Below are 23,892 nucleotides of genomic sequence, written 5' to 3' on the forward strand. Positions count from 1 at the left end.
AAAGGCATTTCGCGTCAAAGCAGAAGCTTCGGTTCTGTAAAAGGAAAGAGCCCCGACCTTGCGATCGGGGCTCTGAATTTTGGCGCGAGGCCGAGCGTATTACATCGAGTAATACATATCGAATTCGACCGGGCACGGGGTGGTTTCGGTGCGGATCACCTCTTCCCACTTGAGTTCCATATAGGCCTCGATCTGGTCCTTGGTGAACACGTCGCCCTTGAGCAGGAAGTCGTGATCGGCGGCGAGGCTGTCGAGCGCCTCGCGGAGCGAACCGCACACGGTCGGCACTTCGGCGAGTTCGGCCGGGGGCAGATCGTAGAGGTTCTTGTCCATCGCCTCGCCCGGGTGGATCTTGTTCTCGATCCCGTCGAGACCCGCCATCAGCAGCGCCGAGTAGGCGAGGTAGGGGTTGGCCATCGCATCGGGGAAGCGGAATTCGACGCGCTTGGCCTTGTCACCGCTGCCGTAGGGGATGCGGCACGAGGCCGAGCGGTTGCGTGCCGAATAGGCCAGCAGCACCGGCGCCTCGAAGCCCGGCACCAGCCGCTTGTAGCTGTTGGTGGTTGGGTTGGTGAAGGCGTTCAGCGCCTTGGCGTGCTTGATCACGCCGCCGATGTAGTAGAGGCACATTTCCGACAGGCCGGCATATTCATTGCCCGCAAACATCGGCTTGCCGTCCTTCCAGATCGACATGTGGGTGTGCATGCCCGAGCCATTATCGGCCTTGATCGGCTTGGGCATGAAGGTCGCAGTCTTGCCATAGGCATGCGCGACCTGATGCACGACATACTTGTAGATCTGCATCCGGTCGGCGGTCTGCACCAGCGTGCCGAAGGTCAGGCCCAGCTCGTGCTGGGCGGCGGCGACTTCGTGGTGGTGCTTGTCGCAGGGCAGGCCCATTTCGAGCATGGTCGAAACCATCTCGGCACGGATGTCCACAGCGCTGTCGACCGGCGCGACCGGGAAGTAACCGCCCTTGGCGCGCGGGCGGTGGCCCATGTTGCCCTGGTCATATTCCTTGCCGGTGTTGGTCGGCAGTTCGATGTCGTCGATCGAGAAGCCCGAGCCCGAGTAGCCATCCTCGAAGCGCACGTCGTCGAACATGAAGAATTCGGCTTCCGGGCCGACATAGACGGTGTCGCCCAGGCCGGTCGACTTGAGATAGGCCTCGGCGCGCTTCGCCGTGGTGCGCGGGTCGCGGCTGTACCAGTCGCCGGTCGACGGTTCCACGATGTCGCAGTTGATGATCAGCATCGGGGTGGCGCTGAAGGGATCGACCCAGGTCTCGCTGAGGTCGGGCTTCAGGATCATGTCGGATTCGTTGATGACCTTCCAGCCGGCGATCGACGAACCGTCGAACATGAGGCCGTCTTCCAGTTCATCTTCGCCCATGATGCTGGCGACCATGGTGAGGTGCTGCCACTTGCCCTTGGGATCGGTGAAGCGCAGATCGACCCACTCGATTTCTTCGTCCTTGATCTTCTTCAGGACGTCTTTTGCTTTCGACATTTTGGTATTGCCTCCGGTTTATGCGTGGCCCGCCGTGCTGGCAGGCAGGAGAGGGTGGAAAATCAGATCGCGTCGTCGTTGGTTTCGCCGGTGCGGATGCGCAGCGCGCTTTCGATCGGGGTGACGAAGATCTTGCCGTCGCCGATCCGCCCGGTCTGCGCGGCGGCGGCGATGGCCTCCACCACACGTTCGGCCTGATCGTCGGCGACGACCACTTCGAGCTTCACCTTGGGCAGAAAGTCGACGACATATTCGGCGCCGCGATAGAGCTCGGTATGGCCCTTCTGGCGGCCGAAACCCTTGGCTTCTGTAACGGTGATGCCGGACACGCCGATTTCGTGCAGAGCCTCCTTCACCTCGTCGAGTTTGAAGGGCTTGATGATCGCTTCGATCTTTTTCACGTCGTCCCCGTCCGGTTGGGCCATCCGCGCCTGGCTGGATTACTGACCGATTCTTAACAAGAACCGTGCCAAGCCCTAAGGTGAAGGCTGTGAACGATCCTTGCCGCTTGAAGACTCAAGGGTGAGGATGTCTTTCGCCGATGGGGGCGGGTTAGCAAGATTATGGTGCACCGCGCAATGGTGCACAGCCATTCATCGCGCCATGCCTAAATTTTAAGCAACTTGTCCGCGCTTACAGGCGCAGACCGGTGGTCTCGGGCAGGCCGCACATGATGTTGAGGTTCTGGATCGCCGCCCCCGAAGCGCCCTTGCCGAGGTTGTCGAGCCGGGCGACGAGGCGGGCGTGGGTCGGCAAATCGTCCGCGCCTTGCTCATGGAAGGGGCCGAACACGTAAAGGTCCATGCCGTCCCACGGATCGGCGTCCGACATCAGCAGAAGTTCGGAAGGGTTATCCGACATCTCGTGGACCCGGACCACATCGGAATCCTCGTACATCTCGTCGAGGAGATTCCACAGCGCCAATGGCCACCCGCGCGCGCCCATCATAGCCAGCGGGAGCGGAATATCGACGATCATCCCGCGATGGGCAGGGACGACGGACGGCGAGAAAACCGGTGGCGATGCAAGCTGCGCATAGGTCTGCATTTCGGGCAGATGCTTGTGCCCCCCCGCCATCCCGTAGGCGCGGAACGCGATGTTCGGTTCGGCAGCAAAACGGTCGATTAGCGCGTTGCCGCCACCCGAATAGCCGCTCACCGCATTGACGCTATAGGGAAAATCGAAAGGCAGGAGCCCGCCGTTGATCGGGTCTCCGCCGCGCACGGAAATTCCCGGATCGACCAGCGGCGCCAGCAGGGCAAGAAAGCCCGTCGGATAACAGCCCGGATTGCTCACGAATTGGGCATTGGCGATGGCGTCGCGGCCCGTGCCGGGCATGTGATTGACGAGCTCGGGAAAACCGTAGGTCCAGCCTTCGGCCACACGGTGAGCGCTGGAGGCGTCGATGATCCGTGTCCCCGAGCCCTCCGCCAGCTTCACCGCTTCCTTCGCCGCATCGTCCGGCAGACACAGGATCGCGATGTCGGCGGCGTGGAGCGCGTCGCGTCGCGCGGCTTCATCCTTGCGCTGTGCGTCGTCGAGCACCAGCAATTCGAACTCGTCGCGCCCGGTCAGCCGCTCGCGGATTTCAAGGCCGGTGGTGCCCGCGGCCCCGTCGATGAACAGCCGTATCGCCACGGCGCGTCAGGCGTCCGAAGGAGCGAGTTCGCTCGCCCGGCACCAGCCGCTCGGGCCTTGCGGCCCAGGGCAGCCCCACACCCATTCGCCCGCCACGTCGAGCAGCTCGAACCGGCTGGCGGCGGGAAGCTGCGCGAACACCTCGGCATCCTCGCGCGGATTGAGCCTGAGGCCTGCGCCCGCTGCACCGACGCTGCGAACATGGGGGATGACATAATGCGCAGCGAGATGCGTCCCGGCGAGCGCCATATGTGCCAGATCGCCGCGCAAGGGCAGCGTTCCCGGCGCGGGCTTGTCGACCGGGCCCTTCAGACCCAGCACGCCCGCCGGCACGGCATAATCGGAAATCTCGCGCGACGCGCCGCTCATGGGTCTTGCCTTGGCCTTCTCAGGTGACACGCGCGCCCTGTCCCCTGCGGGCGCGGCGTGGCAGGCCCGTTAGCGCCAAGCGGCGCGCGGGGCAAGGTCACGCGCCCCCAAACCTAGGCATAGCGCGCGCGGATGGCGTGCCAGCTGGCGCGCAGGCCCAGCCCGCGCCCGCCGCGCGCGCGGCCGGGCTTGGGGGCAGGGGTCCAGGCGAAGGTGTCGAAGTGCACCCAGTCGGTCCCCTCTCCCACGAAGCGGTCGAGGAACAGCCCGGCGACGCTCGCCCCGGCGTAGGGATTGCTCGCCGAATTGGCCATGTCGGCAACGTCGGAGGCGAGGTATTCGCGGTAGGCCTCGGGCAGCGGCAGGCGCCATGCGGCATCGTCATGCGCCTTGCCCGCGGCGAGGAAGGCCTCGGCGGTTGCGTCGTTGCGCGCAAACAGCGCAGGCAGATCGGGCCCGAGCGCGACCCGCGCCGCGCCGGTCAGCGTGGCGAAATCGACGATGAGGTCGGGGCTTTCCTCCGAGGCGCGGGTGAGGGCATCGCCAAGGATCAGCCGGCCTTCCGCGTCGGTGTTGTCGATCTCGACCGTCAGACCTTTGCGGCTCTTGAGCACATCGCCGGGCCGGAACGCGCCGCCGCTGATCGCATTTTCCACCGCCGGGATCAGCAGGTGCAACCGCACCTTCAGCCGTGCGCCCATCACGAGACCCGCCAGCGCCAGCGCGTGGGCCGCGCCGCCCATGTCCTTTTTCATCAGCCGCATCCCGGCGCCCGGCTTGATGTTGAGACCCCCGCTGTCGAAGCACACGCCCTTGCCGACCACCGCCAGCACCGGATGCGCCGGGTCGCCCCAGACGATGTGCATCAGCCGCGGCGCATGATGCCGTGCGGCGGCGCGGCCGACGGCGTGGATCATCGGATAGTCCTGCTCCAGCGTATCGCCGCGCACCACGGTGAGCTCGGCCTTGTGCGCCTTGGCGAGCCGCTCGCACTCGGCCTCGAGCGCGGCTGGGCCCATGTCCTCGGGCGGGGCATTGACGAGGTCACGCAGCAAGCACTCGGCCTCGGCCTCGGCCAAGATTGCGTCGATTTGCCCGACCTGCCCGGTCAGCAGCACGCGCGGGCCTTGCGACTTGTCTTCGCTCTTGTAGCGATTGAAGCGGTATTGCCCTGTCACCCAGCCGAACATCGCCGGGCCCGGATCCCCGGTGGCGAGGCGATAGGTGCCCTCGGGCAGTTCCTCGGCAAGCTTGGCAAGGCACCAGCTCGACAGACTTTCGGGATTGGCGACGCCGCCGACGGCGAACCACTTGTCGCCATCGGGGACAATCGCGGTCTGATAGCCGCCGCCCTCGAACTTCTGCGCGGCAAGGGCCGCGCACTGGACGGGGGAGAGCGCCTTGGCGAAGGCCTCGTAACCGTCCTTGTTGACGAGGTGAATGGCAATCGCGTCTTCGCTGCGGTCGGGGCGGATCAAGGCTTTGGGTTGGCTCATGCCTGTTCCATAATCACCCCTGCACCGATGTCACCAGCAGATTCGGTATGAGGGGAGTGGTGTGATGGGAGTTTCAACTCGGGCCGGAAAGGCGATGATGGCGATGCCCGCAATGGCTGCGCTGTGGCTGACCGCCTGCGCCGCGCCCGACGAGGCCGCCGACGATAGCGCCGCCGCGACCGCCGCGGCGGCGACCCCTGCGACGCCCACGGGCCCGGCTTCTCCGGCGGCAAAGGCGGTGGCCTTCACCGACAATGCCGAAAAGGGCGAGGCGAAGCGCGAATTCTCCTATTCCTGGCCCGCCGAGGTCTCCGCGATCCCGGCGCTGGAAGCGCGCTTGACAGAGGAGCGCGACCGCTTGCTCGGCGAACAGAAGGCGGAATGGGAGGAATCGCTGCGCGAATTTGCGGGCAGCGACTGCGTCGCCTGCGTCAATCGCGGGGCGGAAAAGAGCTGGGCGGTGGTGGCCGATCTGCCGCGCTTCCTGTCGCTTTCGGCAGAGATCTACGCCTATACCGGCGGCGCACACGGCAACAGCGGTTCGGCAGCGCTGGTCTGGGACCGGGAGACCGGCACGGGGCTGGAATCGCGCGACTTCTTCGCCTCGCCAGCGGCCTTGCAGGACGCGCTCGGCGCGGCGTGGTGCAAGGGGCTTGTCGCCGCGCGCCGCCGCAAGATGGGCGCCGACGCGCCGGTCGATGACGGCACCTTCCCCTGTCCGCCGATCGCCGATCTGACCGTGCTGCTGGGTTCCAAGAGCAAGACCCACTTCGACCGCATCGGCCTGATCGCCGATCCTTATGTGGCGGGCTCCTATGCCGAGGGTGCCTATGAGGTGACGTTGCCCGTGACCCCGGCGGTGCTGGCGGCGGTGAAGCCCGAATACAAGGCGGCTTTCGCGCTCGGAACGTAGCTTTTTGGCGCGGGGCTCGCTATGTAGCCGCCATGCACGATTATCAACTCGTCGACGGCGATCAGACCGTCTATCGCGATGGCTCCATCAAGCTCCACACGGCCGAGGGCTTCCAAGGCATGCGCAAGGCCGGGCGGCTGGCCGCCGAGATCCTCGATGCGCTGGCCGACATGGTCAAGCCGGGGGTGACCACCGGCGCGCTCGACGATGCGATCCGGGGGATGATGCTGGATGCGGGTGCAATCCCCGCGACGCTTGGCTACCGCGGCTATGCGCATTCGAGCTGCATCTCGATCAACCATGTGATCTGCCACGGCATTCCGGGCGACAAGGCGCTGAAGGATGGCGACATCCTCAACATCGATGTGACCCCGCTGGTCGACGGCTGGCACGGCGATACAAGCCGCATGTTCTACGCCGGCGAGCCGCCGCTCAAGGCGCGCAAGCTGGTCGAAGTGACCTATGAGTGTCTGATGCTGGGCATTCAGGCCGCACAGCCCGGCGCGCGGCTGGGCGATATCGGCGCGGCGATTGCCGCCCACGCGGCGCAGTTCCGCTATGGCGTGGTGCGTGAGTTCTGCGGGCATGGCCTCGGCCGCCTGTTCCACGATGCCCCCGAGGTGGTCCACGATGCCCGCGCGGGCACGGGGCCGGAATTGAAGCCGGGAATGTTCTTCACCATCGAGCCGATGATCAACCTCGGCAAGCCCTGGGCCAAGGTGCTGGGCGACGGCTGGACCGCGGTGACGCGGGACAAGAGCCTGTCGGCGCAGTTCGAACACTCGATCGCGATTACGGAAACGGGCAACGAGATCTTCACCAAGAGCCCGACCGGGCGGGATTGCCCGCCTTACGTGTGAGGCAAAGCACTGAAATAACGCCTCCCCGGGCTTGACCCGGGGCCCCGCTTCTTATTTCCTTGGGGCATGGATCGCGAACAACATGGCGGCTGGGTTTACATCATGGCCGATCGTTATCGCGGCACAATCTATGTCGGATCGACCGCCGATCTGGCGTTTCGCGTGAGCCAGCACCGCGAAGGGCAAGGTTCGAGGTTCTGTGCCGAGTATGGCCTGACGCGGCCGGTTTGGGCGGAACTTCTCCCGACCATGCACGAGGCGATGGATCAGGAAAAGCGCGTCAAACGCTGGCGGCGCGAGTGGAAATTCGCGCTGATCGAAAAGGCGAATCCCGAATGGCGTGACTTGTTTGACGACATCCTGAAGTGATGAAGAAGCGGGGCCCCGGCTCAAGGCCGGGGAGACGGTTAGGTCAAAGAAACAGCACCGCCAGCACAGCGCTCATCACCACCACCAGCCCCACGGAAAACCCCAGCATCGCCAGCACCGGCCGCGTTACCCGCCCGTGCAGCACCCAGTCATAGCCCGCCGAGACCAGCACAGTAATCGGCACCTGCACCGCAATCGCGACCGGATCGGGCAGGCCCAACACCTGCACCACGCGGGCATAGGCCGGGGTCATCAGGGCGAGGGTTGCGATCAGCATTGCCTGCCGATGCGCTGCGATGTCGCGGCGGCGGGCGTAGTGGAGGGCGAGGAAATAGAGCGGCACGAAGGTCGCGAAGGCGGCGAGGTTCACCACCGTCACCTCGGGGCGGCCAAGCTCCTCGCCGATCCGCCACGAAATCACCCCGCCGCTCACCAGCATCGCGCCGACGAGCGCAATCGAAGCGCGGCCGCTTGCCCGGTGGGCGGCCAGCTTGAACTTCGCGGCGAGGAAGCTCTGGCTCGCCAGCAGGATCAGCCAGGCGATCATGCTCCCGGCGTGAAACACTACGATCGGGGTGTAGCGCGCCTGGACTTCGGGATGCGCGATCGCTTTCAGACCGAAGGCGAACAGCGTGAAGCCCAGCAGCCCCAGCGCGATATTGCCCATCAATGTGTTGGCTCTGACGTGGCTCTCGGGTGCGCGCACTAGTTCTCCCTTGCCGCCCGGATCGCAGCTCCGGCGGCAAACGGAGCGAGTGCCACCAGCGCGAGGCTTATAGCCCCAACGAAGCCGAGGCTCACTTGATCCTGACGGGCGAGCGCACCGGCGCCGAAAATCAGGATCGGCAGGGCGAGCGGGATCAGCAACAGACCCGAAAGCGCCGCCCCTGCGCGAAGGGAAGCGGTCAATGCGGCGATCATCAGGCCGATGGCGGCCAGCCCCGGCGTGCCCGCGAGCAGGCCGAGGAGCAGGATCCAAAAGCTCTCGCCCTCGATCTTCAGCAGCGCAGCCGCCGGGAAAGTCGCCAGCAGCAGCGGCGGGCCGAAGCTGAGCCAATGGGCTAGCAATCGCACCGCCATCATCGCCTCCTCCGCTAGCCCACGCAGCCGCAGCTGGTCGAAGAAGCCGAGCGCAATGTCCCGCGCCACCAGCTTTTCGAGCGGCAGGATCGCCGCGAGCAGCGCCGCGATCCACACCACCCCGCCGCCGGTCCGCGCCAGCACATTGGCATCCGGTCCGACCGCGAAGGGGAACAGCATGGCGACCGCAACGAAGAACACCACCGGCAGCGCCGCGCCGCTACCGGTAAATGGAAAGAACTGCGCCAGATCGCGTTTGAGGAGCGCGGCGATCATGTCTCCTCCTCTCGCGCGGCTGGGGCGAAGTCCTCGATCGCGAAGCTCTTCATGCCCGGCACGTCCAGCGGCTGGTGCGAGGCGATCAGTGCGATCCCGCCGCCGCCGACATGCAGGCGGATCAGCCCTGTCACCTTCCCGATCGTCTCGGCGTCCAGCCCGGACAGCGGCTCGTCGAGCAGCCAGATCGGCACCGCTCGGTTAAGCAACGCGGCGAGCGCCGCGCGCTTCTTCTGCCCGGTCGAGAGAAACCGCACCGGCACATCGAGCAGCGCATGCAGCCCGAGGATCGTGAGCGCGCCGTCCGGGCTGGTGCAGCCATCGATCCGCTCCCAGAAGCCCAGCGCCTGCCCCAGCGGCAGGTCGGGATCGAGCCCGGTGCGCTCGTCGAGCAGCCCCAGCGCGCCCTCGCGCGTCACCGTCCCCGCATAGGGCGTCGTCAGCCCCGCAAGCGTGCGGATTAGCGTCGTCTTCCCCGCGCCGTTGGCCCCCGTCACATGGCACGCCGCGCCCGCTTCGAGCCGGAACGACAGCCGCCGGAACAGCAGCCGCTCGCCGCGGCGGCAGGCGAGGTTCTCGGCGATCAGCGAGGGGCGGGGCGCTTGCATTCGTCCGCAGCGTTAGGGAAAAGGGGGCGAGCAAACAAGCGACGCTATCCAAGGAATTGAACCATGTCCGTGCCCGAACTCACCGCCGAGGAAACCGCCGATCTGCTGAAGGCGCATCCCGAATGGAGCAGCGCACGCGACGGCAAGGCGATCACGCGCACGTTCCAGTTCAAGGATTTCTCCGAAGCCTGGGGCTTCATGAGCCGCGTCGCCCTGCTGGCAGAGACGCAGGATCACCACCCCGAATGGTTCAACGTCTACGCCAAGGTCGAGGTGACGCTGACCACGCATGATGCTGGGGAAAGCGGCGGATTGTCGCAGCGCGACGCCAAACTGGCGCGCGCGATCGACGCGCTGGTGTGATGCTTCGCGCCTCCCTGCTTGCGGCGCTCGCATTGGTCGCAGCACCCCTCGTTGCGCAGGAGTCGCAACAGCAGGGCCGAATCTGGAAGGGGACGCTGGGCGATCAAGCGATCACGGCGTGCTTTTTCGAAGAGCACATCCGCGACGGGCTTTACTATGTCGACGATGTGCGCGAGCCGGTCCGGCTGGTCGAGATCGACGAGGCCGAGCCGCCAACATTTACCGAAATCGCTGGCCGGGATGGCCAGACCGGTGCGGTCTGGGCGATGGATGCTCCCCACGAAGGCCAACTGACCGGCCAAAGGCGCAAGGGCGGCAAGGCTCAGCCGATCAGCCTTACTTCCACCACTGTTACGCTCCCCGAATATGGCTCTGCCTGCGAGACGGGCGCGTTTCTCGATGCCTTGCTCGCGGGGGGCAAGGTTACTTCGCGGCGCAAGCGCTTTGCGGGAACGGCCTACACCATGCGCGAATACGAAGGGCCGGCGCGGGCGGGGTTGGAGGGCTATAGCTATGCCTCCCTCGCGCTCAATCCCGTCCAGCCCGGAGATACCGCGATCAACCGCGCGCTGGCCGCGTTCCTGCCCGATGGCACCGCGGACCACTCTATGGGCCAATGCGTCGGCATGTCGCTGCCCGGCGGGATCAGCGGCTATGCGGAAGAAGCGCTGGTGCCAATCCTACTCACGCCGCGCTGGCTGGGTGTCCGCCATTCGGGCACGGGCTATTGCGGCGGCGCGCATCCCAACCACTTCCTCACCATGGCCGTCTACGACCGCGACACCGGGGCTGAGGTCGATCCCTCGACATGGTTCAGGCCGGGCGCGCTAGGGTTTTACGAGTGGGAGAGCGAGATCGAACCCAAGCCGGTGACGCGCTACGTCGCGGCGCTGGGCGACGACTTATGGAAGCTCGTCGCAGCCCGTTGGCCCGGGTGGGACGACGAAAACGGTTCGGTGCCGCCCGAAGAGCCGTTCAACGGCGGCTGGGTCAGCTCCGGCTGGGAGATCGGCCTGACTCGCGAAGGCCCGGTGTTCGTGCCGCAGCTGCCCTACGTGATCTTTGCCAGCACCGAGGAAATCGTGGTGCCGTGGGCCGAGGCGCGCCCGTTCCTCTCCGCCGAGGGCAGGGCAGTGATGGACAGCCTGAAGTAATTACTTCCCCAGCAAGCCCTGCCGCCCGGCGGCGCGCTGCTGCTTTCTGACCTTGCCCGGCATCCAGCGCTTGGCGAAGGCGAGCTGGCGCGCGGTCTTGCCGACCAGATAGTGCAGCTCGTGCCCGTGGACCGCGTTCCACACGGCCTCGGCGACTTCCTCGACCGGCGTGATCTCGAGCCCTGCGGCGGTGACGCGGGTGCGGATGTTCTCGTTGGTGTTGCGGTTGCCGGTGCCGTCGAGCAGCGGCGTGTCGATGAAGCTCGGGCAGATCGAGCAGACCGTGATCCCGTCCTGTGCCCATTCGGCATCAAGGCTTTCGGCAATTCCGCGCACGCCGAACTTGGTGGCGGAATAGACGCTCATCCCGCTCCCGCCGGTCAGCCCCGCGGCGCTGGCGATATTGACCAGCGCGCTGCCCGGGCCGCTCGCCTTGAGGAAGGGATAGGCCGCCTGCGCGCCGTAGAGCACCCCGCGCAGATTGATGTCGAGACAGGCGTCGATCTCGTCCTTCGAAAGCTCGGCGAGCGGTCCGCCAGTGCCGATCCCGGCATTGTTGACCAGCGCATCGATCCGGCCCCCTGCGGCGGCGGCGAAAGCGGCGAGGCTCTCGTCCCACGCCGCGCGGTCGCGCACATCGAGCCGGCCTGCCCACTTGGACTCGCCTGCGATAAGCGAGAGGGTTTCGGCCATCCCGGCCTCGTTGATGTCGGAAACGCCCACGAACCAGCCGCGCGCGGCAAAGTGCAACGCTGTGGCGCGGCCGATGCCGGAGCCACCGCCGGTGATGAAAATGCTGCGCTGCGCGGCCATGGTGATCCCTCTCCCGAATGCTGTTTGCGGGCCTGTCTAGAGGGGGCCGACGCGCTTGTCAGCAGGCAGAATTGGGCAGTTTGCTGTGGCGAGGTTTGGGGCGGATCGAAGGGGAGCGGATGGCTTGGGTTGGTTGAGAAGTCGCCATGCTGCAATTCAGAACGGTGCCGGCACCTTGTAAGTCATCGTGACCATTTCAAGTTCACCGTTCGCCCCGAAAACGGCCTCGATATCCCAGTAGCGGCGTCCCAATCCTTCGGGCGCGTATGAAAGTCGATATGGCTGGCGGGTCTTTGTGTTGGTTTCGACACGGACGACCTTCCATGCGTCCCTGAACGGGAGGTCCACAAAGATTTGCCGGGGCGAAATATCGGCCTGCCCGTAAGATGCCACTGATCCGGAGAGCAGTGTAAAGGGCTGAAACTCGCCGCTACGCAGGGCCTCCTGACTTTTTTCAAGCGAAGCGATAATCGAAGCAGCCTCATCTGAGGTTAGCCCGTCCAGCTGCTGCTCTTGCGCCGAAGCGGAAGTCGCCATGCCAAGTCCCAACAGGATGGCAGCTGCCAATCTCAATTTGCTCATATCGACCCCTAGTTTTTCAGACCTGAAAGAAGATTTTCGAACTCGGGATCATGTGTCAAAGCCAAGTCCCGAAATGCGGCGGCAATTTCATTAATCTCTGTTTTTCCAGCGCAACTGTGCTGCTCCGCGATCAGCTTTTTGCCGCCCTTTGCCACGGCAATTTCATACTTTGCTCCATCGGTGCAAATTACATCCCTGGCTCCGTAGTAGGGCAGAGACGCAAGCTTGTTGATCGAAGCCTCGGTCAGGCGATCCGAAAGCTGTCGAAATTCGTCGAAGGAGATGGCAACTTCATTGCGCCGCGTCACGACGACTTGGGTGTCTGGGTCCCAACGGTATCCAGATATACTCATGAACCACCCGTCATCCGTTCGGAAAATCATGACCTGTTGCGATGCGGGCATGGGTGACAGGCTTGCCCGGTAGGTGATTGAATATGCCGTATTTCCTGCAAGAAACGGGTCACAGGCATCCGACAGATGATACTCGGGCGTTGATCTGACATCAGCGCAGGAAATCTCCCCGGCCCCGGCCGCCGCGAGTGGCAAAAAACCCGCAAGGATGATCCCGATCATAAAGCACATCCCCTTTTACCTTCAGTCATTTATTGATCGTCCGATATGAACTCAGCATGACAGAATGGTGCGGGCAAGGATGTTATTCACGACCAGCCGACCGGCCATCAAACTGCAATGACCGATGAGGTGGCGCTAGCTGAATGGCAGCTTTCGGCAGTCAGCCCGCATTCGCCAACATTTCCTACACGCCTGCCAGCCGCTACACCCTGCGCCAGCTCATTCCCATCGCAGCAAGGGTGGTCGCAAGACCGCCGAGGGACAGACAAGGCCCCTCTCCCCTGTCCGTCCGCTTATTGCGGCGCGGAATAAATATATGATTATTATATAAGATAATCCAGTTCGCTAAGCGGACACGGTGTCCGCTTTGTAACGCTTAAGCGCCGCATCCGGCACCGCAATGTGGCGCACCGGATGCCAAATCACAGCGCCGGGTTCGCATAAAAATGCCAGGTGAAGATCGCCATCGCCCCGCGCTGCGGTGACCAGGCTTCCGCGAGGCGGCGGGTGGCTTTTTCGCCCGGGCGTTCCTCCAGATCGAGCAGGCGCTTGACGCCTTCCTGCACGGCGAGGTCGCCCGCGGGCCAGATGTCGCGGCGGCCTTCGGCGAAGAGCAGGTAGATCTCCGCCGACCAGCGGCCGATGCCCTTGATCCGGGTGAGGAGTTCGATCGCTGCCTCGTCGTCTGCGGGCAGCTGTGCCAAGTCGAGCTCGCCCGAATGCGCCAACTCGCACAGCGAACGCGCATAGCCCTGTTTCTGGCGCGAGAGGCCGCAGGCGCGCAGGGTCTCGAAATCGCGGGCGAGCAGGCAGGCGGGGGTGAAATCGGCGCCCAGCTCCGCCTCCAGCTTGTTCCAGACCGAGGCCGCCGAGGCGACCGAGACCTGCTGGCCGATGATCGTGCGCAGCATGGTCGCAAAGCCCGGCTCGCGGATGCGCGCGTCGGGATAGCCAACCCGCTTGATCGCCCGCGCCAGCGCCGCTTCGCGCCGGGCGAGCGCATCGAGATCGGCGCGCAATTTTTCGGCTGACAACCCCACTCGCACTTTCCTTAACTTGCCTTGGCCCTGAGAGTGTCATAGCAGCCGAACCGCATTCTCACAGCGCAGATCCTTGCGCGCAACCTTTCAAGAAGGAACACCGATCCATGCCCAGACTGGTCGTCACCAACCGCGCAGGCGCCACCAGCGAGATCGAGGTCAGCGATGGCCTGACCGTGATGGAAGCGATCCGCGACAATGGCTTCGACGAGCTGCTGGCGCTGTGCGGCGGGTGCTGTTCCTGCGCGACCTGCCACGTGGTCGTCGATCCCGCCTTCGCGGACAAGCTGCCCAAGATCAGCGAAGACGAGGACGACCTGCTCGAATCCTCCGACCACCGCGTCGCCACCAGCCGCCTGTCGTGCCAGATCCCGTTCACGCCCGAGCTTGACGGGCTGCACGTCACGATCGCGCCGGAAGACTGAGCGGCACGCGGGCAGGGGCGGGAGCGGACGATATGGACGCCGACCTCGCCCGTTTCCTGCGCGACGAGCTGGGCCTTGCGACCGAGGCCGGGGCGGGGCCGTGGACCGTGCGCGGCCCGGTGTGGCTGTGGCAGGGCTCCGACGGCGCGCCCGCCAAGGGCAGCTGGTATTTCCTCACCATCGACGGCGAGACCGCAGGCGCGATCCGTGCCTCGGCCGTCAACGCCGCGGCGTGGGGATCGGTCTATGTCGAGGCCACTATCGGCGGCACGACATGGCGCACCTCGCTGTTCCCCTCCAAGGCCCATGGCGGCTGGTTGCTGCCGCTGAAGGCGGCGGTGCGCAAGGCGGAGAAGATCGTCGAAGGCACTACCGTCGAAGCGGTGCTGGCGCTGGGTTGAAGGACTTCGCCGTTGCGGGTCGGGCTTCGAGCGCCTAATTCAGCGCCATGAACATCACCCGCCCCTTCGGCGATACGCTCGCCCTGATCGGCAACACCCCGCTTGTCCGCCTTGCCGGCCCCAGCGCCGCGGCTGGCTGCGACATCTACGGCAAGTGCGAATTCGCTAACCCCGGCTCCTCGGTGAAGGACCGCGCGGCCTTGTGGATGATCCGCGACGCAGAGGCGCGCGGCGAATTGCAGCCCGGCGGCACGGTGATCGAGGGGACAGCGGGCAATACGGGCATCGGCATTGCGCTGGTCGCCAATGCGCTGGGCTACAAGACGATCATCGTCATGCCCGACAACCAGTCCAAGGAGAAGATGGACACCCTGCGCGCGCTGGGGGCGCAGCTGGTGCTGGTGCCGCCGACCAAATATGCCGATCCCGGCCACTTCCAGCACGTCTCGCGCCGTATGGCCGAGGAGATGCCGGGCGCGGTCTGGGCCGGACAGTTCGACAATGTCGCCAACCGCAAGGCGCATATCGAGGGCACCGCCCCGGAAATCTGGGAGCAGCTTCAGGGCCGGGTCGACGGCTTCACCTGCGCGGCGGGCACTGGCGGGACGATCGCGGGCGTGGGCCTTGGCCTCAAGGCCTTCGACGAGAATATCCGCATCGCGCTCACCGACCCGCACGGCGCGGCGCTGTATAATTATTACGCCCATGGCGAGCTGAAGGCCGAAGGCTCCTCGGTCGCCGAGGGGATCGGGCAGGGCCGCATCACCGCCAATCTCGAAGGCGCGGTGATCGACACGCAATACCGCATCAGCGACGAGGAAGGGCTCGAATGGGTCGCCCGCCTGCTGCGCGAGGAGGGGCTGTGCCTCGGCCTCAGCTCGGGCATCAATGTTGCGGGCGCGGTGATGCTGGGCCGGGAACTGGTGGCCGAGGGGCGCACCAACCCGCAGGTCGTTACCATCCTGTGCGACACCGGCTTCCGCTATCTCTCGACGCTCTACAACCCCGAGTGGCTGGCGGCCAAGAGCCTGCCGGTGTTCGACTGGCTGGTGCCCGGAGAGGCCGCATGAGCCGCCTGTCATGGCGCGAGCGGCTGGGGCGGATGAACCAGCGCAGCCTGTTCGGTCCGGGCAAGGCCGCGACCGCCGCCGCCGCTGCCGCCGCGCCCGAGGGCCTGCCGGAAGACATTTCGAGCGCCGCCGAGACCCGTGCCGAAGCGATGCAGCGCTTGCAGGTCGGGCTGTTCGGCATCGGCGCGATGGTGCTGCTGGTGGGGCTGGCAAGCATCATCGGCGGGCAGGCGGACAAGAACGAAGTCCTCGCCGCGCCCGAAGCCGCGCCGACCACCGAGCCCGAGCCCAAGCCCGCGCAGGCCAATCCGCTCGCCGACGCAGGCGTCGTGCCCGACATCGCCGACGAGCCGAGCCCTGCGCCCGGGCCTTCGGCACCAGTCCCGCCGGGCAATGCCGCGCCTCGGCCGTAACGCCGTCGCAGTCGCGCTGCTGGCGGTGCTGGCGGGGCTTGGCGCGTGCCGGGAAGCGTCGTCCGACCCAGTCCCCGCCGAGGCCGCATCACCGGCCCCCTGCGCCAATGGCTGGCGTTCTGGCGGAGAGCCGCCGCCTGCGGTCGCCGTCATGACCAGCCTGCCGTTCTTCTTCCCGCTCGGCGCGGACATGGCCGACGTTTTGAGCGGCGCGGCGCCGATGCCGTGGCAGCAATTCGCTTTCGGGCATTGCTATTCGCCGGTCGCGCTCGACACGCTGTCGCCTGCCTCCGGCGTGGCCCCCGACATTGTCGATGCCGGACCGCTGGGAGGGCACGAGCGGCTCGCCGTGATTCAGCCGCGCGGGCTTTCTCCGGCGGATAATGTCGCGCTCGATGCGTGGGTGCGGCGCGGGGGGCGCTTGCTGCTGATGCTCGATCCGGCGCTGACGGGAGAATATGACATCCCGCTCGGCGATCCGCGCCGCCCGTCCGAAGGCACGCTGATCCCGCCGGTGGTGGCGCGCTGGGGCATGGCGATCCGTTTCGACGAGACGCAGGAGCCTGTGGTCAGGAACGCGCGCATCGACGAGGTTGCGCTGCCGCTGGTGCTGTCCGGCCAGATCGCCATCACCGATCCTGCTGCGGCGCAATGCGCGCTGCTGGCAGACGGTGCGGCGGCGCGCTGCACGGTGGGCAAGGGCCGCGTCACCCTGATCGCCGATGCCGCGCTGTTCGAGCATCAGGAACTGGCAGGCAAGGACGGAGCCACGGTGCAGGGCTTGCTCGCGGCGGCGTTCGAATGAGCGTGCGCCTTGGTGGCAGCTTGGGGAAACCACGGGCTGGGCGGGACTCGGATTCGGGCAAACCCCGGGAATTCCCGCGTTGTGCGTGGTTTGTTCCGCGAAATTGGGGGCTTAGGTGATGAGGTTCAGGCGGAATAAGAGCCATAGGTAGTGACAAAAAAATAACTAAAACAGAGATTTCCCGAATTTTCCCCGAGCATCCCTAGAAAATCCCTTCCATCCCCATGCATTCCCGGACTATACCGGGGCTCATCAGACATGCCTGAATGTCTCGCGTCCGGCCCGTCGGGTCGGCGCACCGGCGGCGCTTGCGCGCTTTCCGGGACGCACAAGGCATGTCCGGGGGAAATTCGATCGCGGCATTGTGCGGCTGGCCCATTGGGCCGGACCGCCGGGATAGAGGGGATGGCAGGCACGTGTCTGCGTTTTTGGGATATAGCGGACAAGCCTTCTCGCCTGCCGGCGACAAGGGCCGCTTTGTTCTGCCTCCCGCGTTCCGCAAGGCGGTCAAGGAAAGCTCCGGCGGCAGCCGCACGCTGTGCCTTGCCGCCCACGCCAAGTATGATTGCCTCGTGGGTTTCGGCCTGTCGCGCATCGAAGAGCTTCACCGCGAACTCGACGCGGAAGCGGCGGCGGCGGTCGAAATGAAGAACACCGATTTCGACCGTGACGTGCGCGCCGCTCAGCTGTTCGGTTTCGAGCAGCTGCCGTTCGACGACAGCGGGCGCTTCGTCATGCCCGAATATCTGCGCGATCTCGGTCAGGTTGGCGACGGGCTCTACTTTCAGGGCTCGGGGAAGTTCTTCTTCGTGTGGGCGCCCGAACAGCTCAAGCAGATGGGCCCGGAATGGAAGAGCGCGCAGGCCGCCTGTGCGCGCCTGATGGCAAGCGTGAAGAAGGGGGGCGGCGAATGAGCCAGTCCGCGCCCCATATCCCCGTGCTGCTGAACGAAGTGATTGCCGCGCTGCAACCGCGCCCCGGCATGACCATCGTCGATGCGACCTTCGGCGCGGGCGGCTACACCACCGCGCTGCTGGAGGCGGGTGCCAACGTCCACGCCTTCGACCGCGATCCCGATGCGATTGCCGCCGGGCAGGCGCTGGTTGCCCGCTTCGACGGCCGCCTTGCGCTGCACGCTGCGCGCTTTTCGGCGATGCGCGAGGAACTGGCCGCGATCGGCGTTGCCCAGGTCGATGCGGTGGTGATGGATATCGGCGTCTCCTCGATGCAGCTCGATCAGGGCGACCGGGGCTTTGCCTTCATGCATGACGGCCCGCTCGACATGCGGATGAGCCAGGATGGCGAGAGCGCGGCGGATTTCCTCAACACCGCCGACGAGGAAGCGATCGCCAACGTGCTCTACACCTATGGCGAAGAGCGCCAGTCGCGCCGCGTCGCTCGCGCCATCGTCGCCGCGCGTCCGCTGGTGACCACAGGCGAGCTTGCCCGCGTGGTGCGCCGCGCGCTGGGCCACAAGCCGCACGACAAGAAAGACCCCGCCACCCGCACCTTTCAGGCGGTGCGCATCCATGTGAACGACGAGCTCGGCGAGCTTGAGATCGGGCTGGCCGCTGCCGAGGCGCTGCTGGCCCCTGAGGGCGTGCTGGCCGTGGTCAGTTTCCACAGCCTTGAAGACCGGATCGTGAAGCAGTTCCTGCGCACTGCGAGCGGCGCCGGGCGTGCCGTGTCGCGCCATCTGCCCGGAGAAATCCCCGGCCCCGCGCCCACCTTTGCGCAAGTGTCGAAGGCTATCCGTCCCTCGGAGGCTGAAATCGCCCGCAATCCCCGCGCCCGTTCATCCACCTTGCGCCATGCGATCCGCACCGGCGCCCCCGCCAGGAGCTTAGCCGCATGATGAACCGCTCTCAGGCCCGTTCGCTCGGCTGGGCCGCCGTGATGGCGATCTGTGTCGCGCTGGTGGTGGTGCTCAGCTTCAAGGTGCATGCGGTGAAGAGCGAGGTGCTGCTGGCCGAGCGCCAGCTGATTTCGCTCCAGCGCGAGACGCTGCTGCTCGAAACCGAATTCCAGACCCGCGCCAGCCAGCGCCAGCTGGCCGAGTGGAACACGGTCGAATTCGGCTACCAGTCGCCGCGCGCCGGGCAGTTTCTCGAGGCCGAACGCCAGCTTGCAAGCCTCGGCGAGCGGCTGGGCCCGGATGCGCCTTCGCCGATCCGTCTTGCCCGGGCCGAGGATGCCGCTCCTAACGAGAGCGCGGCAGAGGCTGCGCCGATGCGCTCGCCGGTGTCGGGGGCGAAGGTGACGCTCGCTTCGGCGGCGGATGCGGATGATGCGGGCACGGCCTTTACGCAGGCCTTCGGCGACTTCCTGATCGAAGCCTCGCCGATCCGTCCGGCGCGGGCCGAAACGCCGCGCAAGTCCGCTGCCGCGACCCTCGCCAACGAGGCAGGCGAATGAACGCGCTCGCGGCGTCGCTTGCCGCGCGCGCTGCCACCCCGGTCATTCCCGCCGGCCGCCTGCCGGGCATCGGTCAGCGGGCGCAGGCGCTGCTGACCGCGCGGCTGCGGGCGCTGTGGCTGCTCGCGGGCTTTGTCAGCATCGCGCTGATCGCCCTGGTGCGGATCGGTTCGCTCGGGCTGGCGGCGCAGTCGCCCGCGCAAGCGAGCCTCGAAGACGCGCTGCTGCCGCCGCGCGGCGAGATCACCGATCGCAACGGCGCCCCGCTGGCGCGCGCCTTCCCCGCCTATGCACTGCGGCTGAACCCCGCGGCGATGGGCGATTCCGGCTCCCCGCTGGTGCGCTCGCCCGCCGAGATTGCGCGCGAGCTGAAGGCGATCTTCCCCGATATCGACGAAGCGCGCATGGCCCGTCGCCTCGCCTCGGGCAAGGCGGGCTACCTGCGCCGCCGCATCCTGCCGGAAGAGGCCAACAAGGTCTTTGCGCTGGGCGAGATCGCGCTCGAGATCCCGCGCGAGACCGATCGCTTCTACCCGCAGGGCTCGCTGGCGGCGCATGTGCTCGGTTATGTCGCCGAGACCAAGGAGCGCACCGGCGGGCAGACCGGGATGGAGCGCGTGCTCAACGACCGGCTCACCGACCCGGTCGGGCGGGCCAAGCCGGTTCCGCTGTCGATCGACGTGCGCGTGCAGGGCGCGCTCGAAGACGAATTGCGCCGCGGGATGCTGGCGACCAACGCGATCGGCGCGGCAGGCGTGGTGCTCGATGTCGATACGGGCGAAGTGATGGCGCTTGCCTCGCTCCCCGATTTCGATCCCAACGCCGTTCCGCCGAGCGGCGCGCCCAACGAGACGAACCGCGTGACCGGTGCGGTCTATGAACTGGGTTCGACCTTCAAGCCGCTGAGCGTCGCCGCCGCGATCGATGCAGGCGTGGTGCGCGATCTGGGCAAGGTGTGGGATGCCAGCCCCGTCGCAGTCGGCAAGCGCCAGATCCGCGACCTGCACTCGCACGGCAGCTCCATGAACGTGCCGCAGGCGCTGATCTATTCCTCCAACACCGTCACCGCGCGCGTCGGCGATGCGATGGGGGCCGAGCGCCTGCGCAAGACCATGATCGACCTCGGCATGGACGCGCGCCCCTTCATCGAACTGCCCGCGCGCGCCAAGCCGCTGTGGCCGGGCGACAACTGGAGCCGGGTCACCAACATGACAGTGAGCTTCGGCCACGGTGTCTCCGTCACCCCGCTGCACCTTGCCACCGGCTATGCGGCGATGGTCAATGGCGGAATCTGGCGCCCTTCGACTCTTCTGAAGATTGACCCCGCGGACGTGCCGCGCGGGCGGCGGGTGTTCAAGGAATCGACCTCGTCGCGGATGCGCCAGCTGCTGCGGATGATCTCGCTCTACGGCACTGGCAAAAGCGCCGATGCTCCCGGCTACCGTGTCGGCGGCAAGACCGGTTCGGCGGAAAAGGCGGGCGTCGGCGGGTACAGCAAGACCAAGGTCGTCTCGTCCTTCGCCGCCGCTTTCCCGATGGACGCGCCGCGCTATGTGGTGGTGGTGGTGGTCGACGAGCCCAAGGGCACCGTCGCCAGCAGCTTCCAGCGCACCGCCGCCTTCACCTCGGCGCCGATCGTCGGCCGACTGGTGCCGCGCATCGGCCCGATCCTCGGCGTGCAGCCCGACGAGACGCGCGATGTCGATATCTCGGATCTCAAATATCTGGTGGGCGACGCGAAATGAGGCTCGCCGATCTGCTGGCCCGCGCAGGCCTCGACACCGCAGGCGCGGGCGATGGCGAAGTCACCGGCTTTGCCATCGACCATCGCAAGGTCGCCCCCGGAACCATCTTCGGCGCCTTTGAAGGCGCCACCGTCAATGGCGAGGACTTCATCCGCCCCGCCATCGCCGCGGGCGCGATTGCCGTCGTAGCCCGCCCTCAAGCCCGCGTCGAAGGTGCGCTGCACATTGCCGACGTCACCCCCCGACGCGCCTTTGCGCGCCTCGCCGCGGGCTTTTTTTCTCCTTACCCGGACACCGTCGTTGCGGTGACGGGGACCAACGGCAAGACCTCCTGCGTCGAGATGACGCGCCAGATCTGGCGCATGGCGGGCGAGCGTGCGGCGAGCATCGGCACGCTGGGCGTGACCACGCCTGACGGGAGCGTTGCGACCGGGCTGACCACGCCCGACATCGTCACATTCCTCGCCAATATGGCAGGTCTGGCGCGCGAGGGCGTGACGCACGTCGCCTACGAGGCATCGAGCCACGGCCTTGACCAGTATCGGGGCGAGGGGCCGAAAGTCTCGGCGGCGGCCTTCACCAATTTCAGCCGCGACCACCTCGACTATCACGGCACGATGGAGGCCTATTTCGCGGCCAAGATGCGGCTCTTCACAGAAGTCGTCGCGCGGGGCAGCCCGGCGATCATCCATGACGCGGGTGACGGGTCGGAATGGACCGCCAAGGCCATTGCCGTCGCTTCAGAGCGCGGCCTCGACGTGCGCACGGTGGGCGAGGGCGGCAGCTTTCTCAAGCTGATCGCACGCGAACCCGGACAGTTGGGGCAGGTTCTTCAGATCGAACATGAAGGGGCGTTACGCAAGGTCAACCTGCCGCTGATCGGCGCCTATCAGGCGGCGAACGCGCTGGTTTCGGCGGGGCTTGCGCTGGCGACCGGTGTTGCGGCCTCGACGGTGTTCGACGCGCTCACCCGGCTGCAACCCGTGCGCGGGCGGCTAGAGCGTGCAGCGCTCAACCCGGCGGGCGCGCCGGCCTATGTCGATTATGCCCACACGCACGACGCGCTCGAGGCCGCGATTGCCGCGCTGCGCCCGCACGTCGCGCCCGGCGGCAAGTTGATCGTCGTATTCGGCGCGGGCGGGGACCGCGACGCGGGCAAGCGCCCGCAGATGGGCGAGGTCGCCGCGCGCGCTGCCGACATCGCCATCGTCACAGACGACAATCCCCGCAGCGAGGATCCCGCCGCGATCCGCGCTGCGATCATGGCAGGGGCGGGCGGCGACACCCGCGACAACGTCAGGGAGATTGCGGGCCGCCGCGCCGCCATCGCCGCCGCAATTGGGGACGCCGGGCCGCACGATATTGTGCTGATCGCCGGCAAGGGGCACGAGCAGGGTCAAATATTCGGGTCTGGAGAGAACATGCGGATCGAAGCTTTCGACGATGTCGAAGTCGCGCGCGAATGCGCCGGGGGGCAGTGCTGATGAACATGGCCGTTGCCCACCCGTTGCTCAATCATTGGCCGGTCGTCGCGCGCGATACGCTGCCGCTTGCGCTGTGGAACGCGGCTGAAATCGCGGCGGCGACCGGCGGCGTTGCCAGCGCCGAGTTTCAGGCGAGCGGCGTCGAAATGGATTCGCGCGACGTGAAGCCGGGGGACGTCTTCGTCGCGCTCAAGGGCGAGGCGATGGACGGTCACAAGTTCATCCCCCAGGCCTTTGAAAAGGGCGCAGTTGCCGCGATCGTCGACCGCCCGGTGGATTACCCCCACGTCCTCGTCGAAGACACTACCGCCGCGCTCCACGCGCTCGCCCATGCGGCGCGCGACCGGGCCATTGAAGCTGTGCGGATCGGGATTACCGGATCGGTCGGCAAGACCGGCGTGAAGGAGGCGATTTTCGCCTGCCTCGACCGCGCGAGCCGCGGCGCAGCGCATCGGAGCGTGCGCAGCTACAACAACCATGTCGGTGTGCCGCTCAGCCTCGCCCGGATGCCCGCGCGCGCGAAGTTCGGCGTGTTCGAGATGGGGATGAACCATCAGGGCGAGATCGCGCCCCTCACAGGCCATGCGCAGCCTCACGTGGCGCTGATCACCACCATCGCGCCCGCGCATATCGAGAACCTCGGCAGCCTCGAGGCGATTGCCGACGAGAAGGCGCAGATCTTCACCGGCCTCGTGCCCGGCGGGGTCGCGATCATCCCGGCGGACAGCGACTTTGCCGAGCGGATGATCGGCCACGCCCGCGCCTGCGGCGCCCATGTCGTGACCTTCGGGCGCGCAAAGAGCGCCGATGTGCGGCTGCTCGACGCGATCCCGGCAGCGGGCGGAGGGTCGCTGGTGACCGCCGACCTCGGCGACCGGCGCATCTGCTATCAGGTCGCCGAGCCGGGCGAGCACTGGATCGTCAATTCGCTGGGTGTCATGGCCGCCGTGCGCGCGGCGGGCGGCGATCTGGCGAGCGCGGGGCTGGCGCTGGCCGAGATGGGCGGGCTGAAGGGCCGCGGCGCGCGCCACACCATTCCGGCCACCGGCGGCACCGCGCTGCTGATCGACGAAAGCTACAACGCCAACCCCGCCTCGATGCGCGCGACGCTTAAAGCGCTCGCCGCCACGCCCGCCACCCGCCGCTTTGCGGTGCTCGGCTCCATGAAGGAATTGGGCGACTTTTCCGACCGCTTCCACCGCCAGCTGGCCGAGCCGCTGGCCGAGGCGGGCGTCACCCACGCCATTCTGGTTGGCGAGGAGATGCGCGCGCTGGCGGACGAGTTGGGGAAAGCCGCCCCGGCCCCGCTTGGCAAGCCTGCGACCTTCGCCCATTGCCAAGGGCCTGCCGAGGCGATCGCGCTGCTCGGGCAATTCGGCCTGGCTGACGGGGATGCGGTGCTGGTCAAGGGGTCCAATTCGGTGGGCCTTGGACGGCTGGTGTCGCACTTTACCGAGAATGCCCGCACCTGATCCGCCCCGGCAGGCGA

The 23,892-nt window shown here is 66.5% G+C and carries 28 protein-coding genes; 16 read left to right on the forward strand and 12 right to left on the reverse strand.

Features of this window, described 5'->3' with window-relative positions:
- Positions 1–99: 99 nt before the first annotated feature.
- The 5 genes from glnA to BZF59_RS08970 form a co-directional block, all read right to left on the reverse strand.
- A complete protein-coding gene (glnA, locus tag BZF59_RS08950) occupies positions 100–1,509 on the reverse strand; it encodes a type I glutamate--ammonia ligase (RefSeq protein ID WP_086607924.1) in 1,410 nt (469 codons plus the stop codon).
- Between the two features lie 62 nt (positions 1,510–1,571).
- Positions 1,572–1,910 carry a P-II family nitrogen regulator gene (locus BZF59_RS08955; RefSeq protein ID WP_086608397.1) on the reverse strand — a complete coding sequence of 113 codons (339 nt, stop codon included), beginning with the start codon at positions 1,908–1,910 and terminating at the stop codon, positions 1,572–1,574.
- A 232-nt stretch (positions 1,911–2,142) separates the two neighbouring features.
- Complete coding sequence (gene argC, locus BZF59_RS08960; protein WP_086607925.1) at positions 2,143–3,147, reverse strand: N-acetyl-gamma-glutamyl-phosphate reductase; 1,005 nt, start codon at positions 3,145–3,147, stop codon at positions 2,143–2,145.
- A 6-nt stretch (positions 3,148–3,153) separates the two neighbouring features.
- Positions 3,154–3,516, reverse strand: coding sequence for a hypothetical protein (locus BZF59_RS08965; protein ID WP_086607926.1), 363 nt, complete (start codon positions 3,514–3,516; stop codon positions 3,154–3,156).
- A gap of 113 nt (positions 3,517–3,629) precedes the next feature.
- Complete coding sequence (locus BZF59_RS08970) at positions 3,630–5,012, reverse strand: leucyl aminopeptidase family protein (protein WP_086607927.1); 1,383 nt, start codon at positions 5,010–5,012, stop codon at positions 3,630–3,632.
- Between the two features lie 64 nt (positions 5,013–5,076).
- Here BZF59_RS08970 and BZF59_RS08975 point away from each other — a divergent pair, with 64 nt between their 5' ends.
- From BZF59_RS08975 to BZF59_RS08985, 3 genes are all read left to right on the forward strand, one after another.
- On the forward strand, positions 5,077–5,925 hold the full coding sequence (locus BZF59_RS08975; RefSeq protein ID WP_143738132.1) for a PdaC/SigV domain-containing protein: 849 nt from the start codon (positions 5,077–5,079) through the stop codon (positions 5,923–5,925).
- Between the two features lie 32 nt (positions 5,926–5,957).
- Entirely contained in the window at positions 5,958–6,785 is an 828-nt protein-coding gene (gene map / locus BZF59_RS08980) for a type I methionyl aminopeptidase (protein ID WP_086607929.1), read from the forward strand.
- Positions 6,786–6,851: 66 nt separating this feature from the next.
- On the forward strand, positions 6,852–7,154 hold the full coding sequence (locus BZF59_RS08985) for a GIY-YIG nuclease family protein (RefSeq protein WP_086607930.1): 303 nt from the start codon (positions 6,852–6,854) through the stop codon (positions 7,152–7,154).
- Positions 7,155–7,197: 43 nt separating this feature from the next.
- Here the strand turns inward: BZF59_RS08985 and BZF59_RS08990 are convergent, their stop codons facing one another.
- From BZF59_RS08990 to ccmA, 3 genes are read right to left on the reverse strand one after another with little or no spacing between them, the layout of a single operon-like run.
- Positions 7,198–7,860: a hypothetical protein gene (locus tag BZF59_RS08990; protein ID WP_245806089.1), complete on the reverse strand. Its 663-nt coding sequence runs from the start codon at positions 7,858–7,860 to the stop codon at positions 7,198–7,200.
- A complete protein-coding gene (locus BZF59_RS08995; protein WP_086607932.1) occupies positions 7,860–8,510 on the reverse strand; it encodes a heme exporter protein CcmB in 651 nt (216 codons plus the stop codon). The genes BZF59_RS08990 and BZF59_RS08995 overlap by 1 nt, the downstream gene beginning before the upstream one ends.
- Entirely contained in the window at positions 8,507–9,118 is a 612-nt protein-coding gene (gene ccmA / locus BZF59_RS09000; protein ID WP_086607933.1) for a heme ABC exporter ATP-binding protein CcmA, read from the reverse strand. The genes BZF59_RS08995 and ccmA overlap by 4 nt, the downstream gene beginning before the upstream one ends.
- A gap of 63 nt (positions 9,119–9,181) precedes the next feature.
- Here ccmA and BZF59_RS09005 point away from each other — a divergent pair, with 63 nt between their 5' ends.
- Positions 9,182–9,481 carry a 4a-hydroxytetrahydrobiopterin dehydratase gene (locus BZF59_RS09005; RefSeq protein WP_086607934.1) on the forward strand — a complete coding sequence of 100 codons (300 nt, stop codon included), beginning with the start codon at positions 9,182–9,184 and terminating at the stop codon, positions 9,479–9,481.
- On the forward strand, positions 9,481–10,635 hold the full coding sequence (locus BZF59_RS09010) for a hypothetical protein (RefSeq protein ID WP_086607935.1): 1,155 nt from the start codon (positions 9,481–9,483) through the stop codon (positions 10,633–10,635). Before BZF59_RS09005 ends, BZF59_RS09010 begins: the two co-directional genes overlap by 1 nt.
- Here BZF59_RS09010 and BZF59_RS09015 read toward each other — a convergent pair whose 3' ends face one another.
- The 4 genes from BZF59_RS09015 to BZF59_RS09030 form a co-directional block, all read right to left on the reverse strand.
- Positions 10,636–11,448, reverse strand: a complete 813-nt coding sequence (locus BZF59_RS09015; protein ID WP_086607936.1) for an SDR family oxidoreductase — start codon at positions 11,446–11,448, stop codon at positions 10,636–10,638.
- A gap of 156 nt (positions 11,449–11,604) precedes the next feature.
- Positions 11,605–12,030, reverse strand: a complete 426-nt coding sequence (locus BZF59_RS09020; protein ID WP_086607937.1) for a hypothetical protein — start codon at positions 12,028–12,030, stop codon at positions 11,605–11,607.
- A gap of 8 nt (positions 12,031–12,038) precedes the next feature.
- The gene (locus tag BZF59_RS09025) at positions 12,039–12,605 is read right to left on the reverse strand and encodes a hypothetical protein (RefSeq protein WP_143738133.1); all 567 of its coding nucleotides are present in this window, start codon (positions 12,603–12,605) and stop codon (positions 12,039–12,041) included.
- Positions 12,606–13,027: 422 nt separating this feature from the next.
- The gene (locus tag BZF59_RS09030; RefSeq protein WP_086607939.1) at positions 13,028–13,645 is read right to left on the reverse strand and encodes a DNA-3-methyladenine glycosylase family protein; all 618 of its coding nucleotides are present in this window, start codon (positions 13,643–13,645) and stop codon (positions 13,028–13,030) included.
- Positions 13,646–13,752: 107 nt separating this feature from the next.
- Between BZF59_RS09030 and BZF59_RS09035 the strand changes: the two genes are divergently transcribed.
- The 11 genes from BZF59_RS09035 to BZF59_RS09085 all read left to right on the forward strand — a co-directional run bounded on the left by BZF59_RS09035 (position 13,753) and on the right by BZF59_RS09085 (position 23,875).
- The gene (locus BZF59_RS09035) at positions 13,753–14,070 is read left to right on the forward strand and encodes a 2Fe-2S iron-sulfur cluster-binding protein (protein ID WP_086607940.1); all 318 of its coding nucleotides are present in this window, start codon (positions 13,753–13,755) and stop codon (positions 14,068–14,070) included.
- Between the two features lie 32 nt (positions 14,071–14,102).
- A complete protein-coding gene (locus tag BZF59_RS09040; RefSeq protein ID WP_086607941.1) occupies positions 14,103–14,471 on the forward strand; it encodes a DUF1905 domain-containing protein in 369 nt (122 codons plus the stop codon).
- 47 nt (positions 14,472–14,518) lie between these two features.
- Positions 14,519–15,541, forward strand: a complete 1,023-nt coding sequence (locus BZF59_RS09045; protein ID WP_086607942.1) for a cysteine synthase A — start codon at positions 14,519–14,521, stop codon at positions 15,539–15,541.
- Complete coding sequence (locus BZF59_RS09050) at positions 15,538–15,954, forward strand: hypothetical protein (protein ID WP_086607943.1); 417 nt, start codon at positions 15,538–15,540, stop codon at positions 15,952–15,954. Before BZF59_RS09045 ends, BZF59_RS09050 begins: the two co-directional genes overlap by 4 nt.
- Positions 15,935–16,759: a motility-associated ABC transporter substrate-binding family protein gene (locus BZF59_RS09055; RefSeq protein WP_086607944.1), complete on the forward strand. Its 825-nt coding sequence runs from the start codon at positions 15,935–15,937 to the stop codon at positions 16,757–16,759. Before BZF59_RS09050 ends, BZF59_RS09055 begins: the two co-directional genes overlap by 20 nt.
- Positions 16,760–17,175: 416 nt before the next feature.
- Positions 17,176–17,673 (forward strand): division/cell wall cluster transcriptional repressor MraZ, encoded by a 498-nt coding sequence (locus BZF59_RS09060; protein WP_245806090.1) that lies wholly within the window; start codon positions 17,176–17,178, stop codon positions 17,671–17,673.
- Positions 17,670–18,614, forward strand: a complete 945-nt coding sequence (rsmH, locus tag BZF59_RS09065) for a 16S rRNA (cytosine(1402)-N(4))-methyltransferase RsmH (RefSeq protein WP_086607945.1) — start codon at positions 17,670–17,672, stop codon at positions 18,612–18,614. The genes BZF59_RS09060 and rsmH overlap by 4 nt, the downstream gene beginning before the upstream one ends.
- Entirely contained in the window at positions 18,611–19,174 is a 564-nt protein-coding gene (locus tag BZF59_RS09070) for a hypothetical protein (RefSeq protein WP_086607946.1), read from the forward strand. Before rsmH ends, BZF59_RS09070 begins: the two co-directional genes overlap by 4 nt.
- Positions 19,171–20,919 carry a peptidoglycan D,D-transpeptidase FtsI family protein gene (locus BZF59_RS09075; RefSeq protein ID WP_086607947.1) on the forward strand — a complete coding sequence of 583 codons (1,749 nt, stop codon included), beginning with the start codon at positions 19,171–19,173 and terminating at the stop codon, positions 20,917–20,919. The genes BZF59_RS09070 and BZF59_RS09075 overlap by 4 nt, the downstream gene beginning before the upstream one ends.
- Positions 20,916–22,403: a UDP-N-acetylmuramoyl-L-alanyl-D-glutamate--2,6-diaminopimelate ligase gene (locus BZF59_RS09080; protein WP_086607948.1), complete on the forward strand. Its 1,488-nt coding sequence runs from the start codon at positions 20,916–20,918 to the stop codon at positions 22,401–22,403. Before BZF59_RS09075 ends, BZF59_RS09080 begins: the two co-directional genes overlap by 4 nt.
- Positions 22,403–23,875 (forward strand): UDP-N-acetylmuramoyl-tripeptide--D-alanyl-D-alanine ligase, encoded by a 1,473-nt coding sequence (locus BZF59_RS09085; protein WP_086608399.1) that lies wholly within the window; start codon positions 22,403–22,405, stop codon positions 23,873–23,875. The genes BZF59_RS09080 and BZF59_RS09085 overlap by 1 nt, the downstream gene beginning before the upstream one ends.
- Positions 23,876–23,892 lie beyond the last annotated feature (17 nt).

The sequence above is a fragment of the Erythrobacter donghaensis genome (genome assembly GCF_002155425.1).
Taxonomy (GTDB): Bacteria; Pseudomonadota; Alphaproteobacteria; order Sphingomonadales; family Sphingomonadaceae; genus Erythrobacter; species Erythrobacter donghaensis.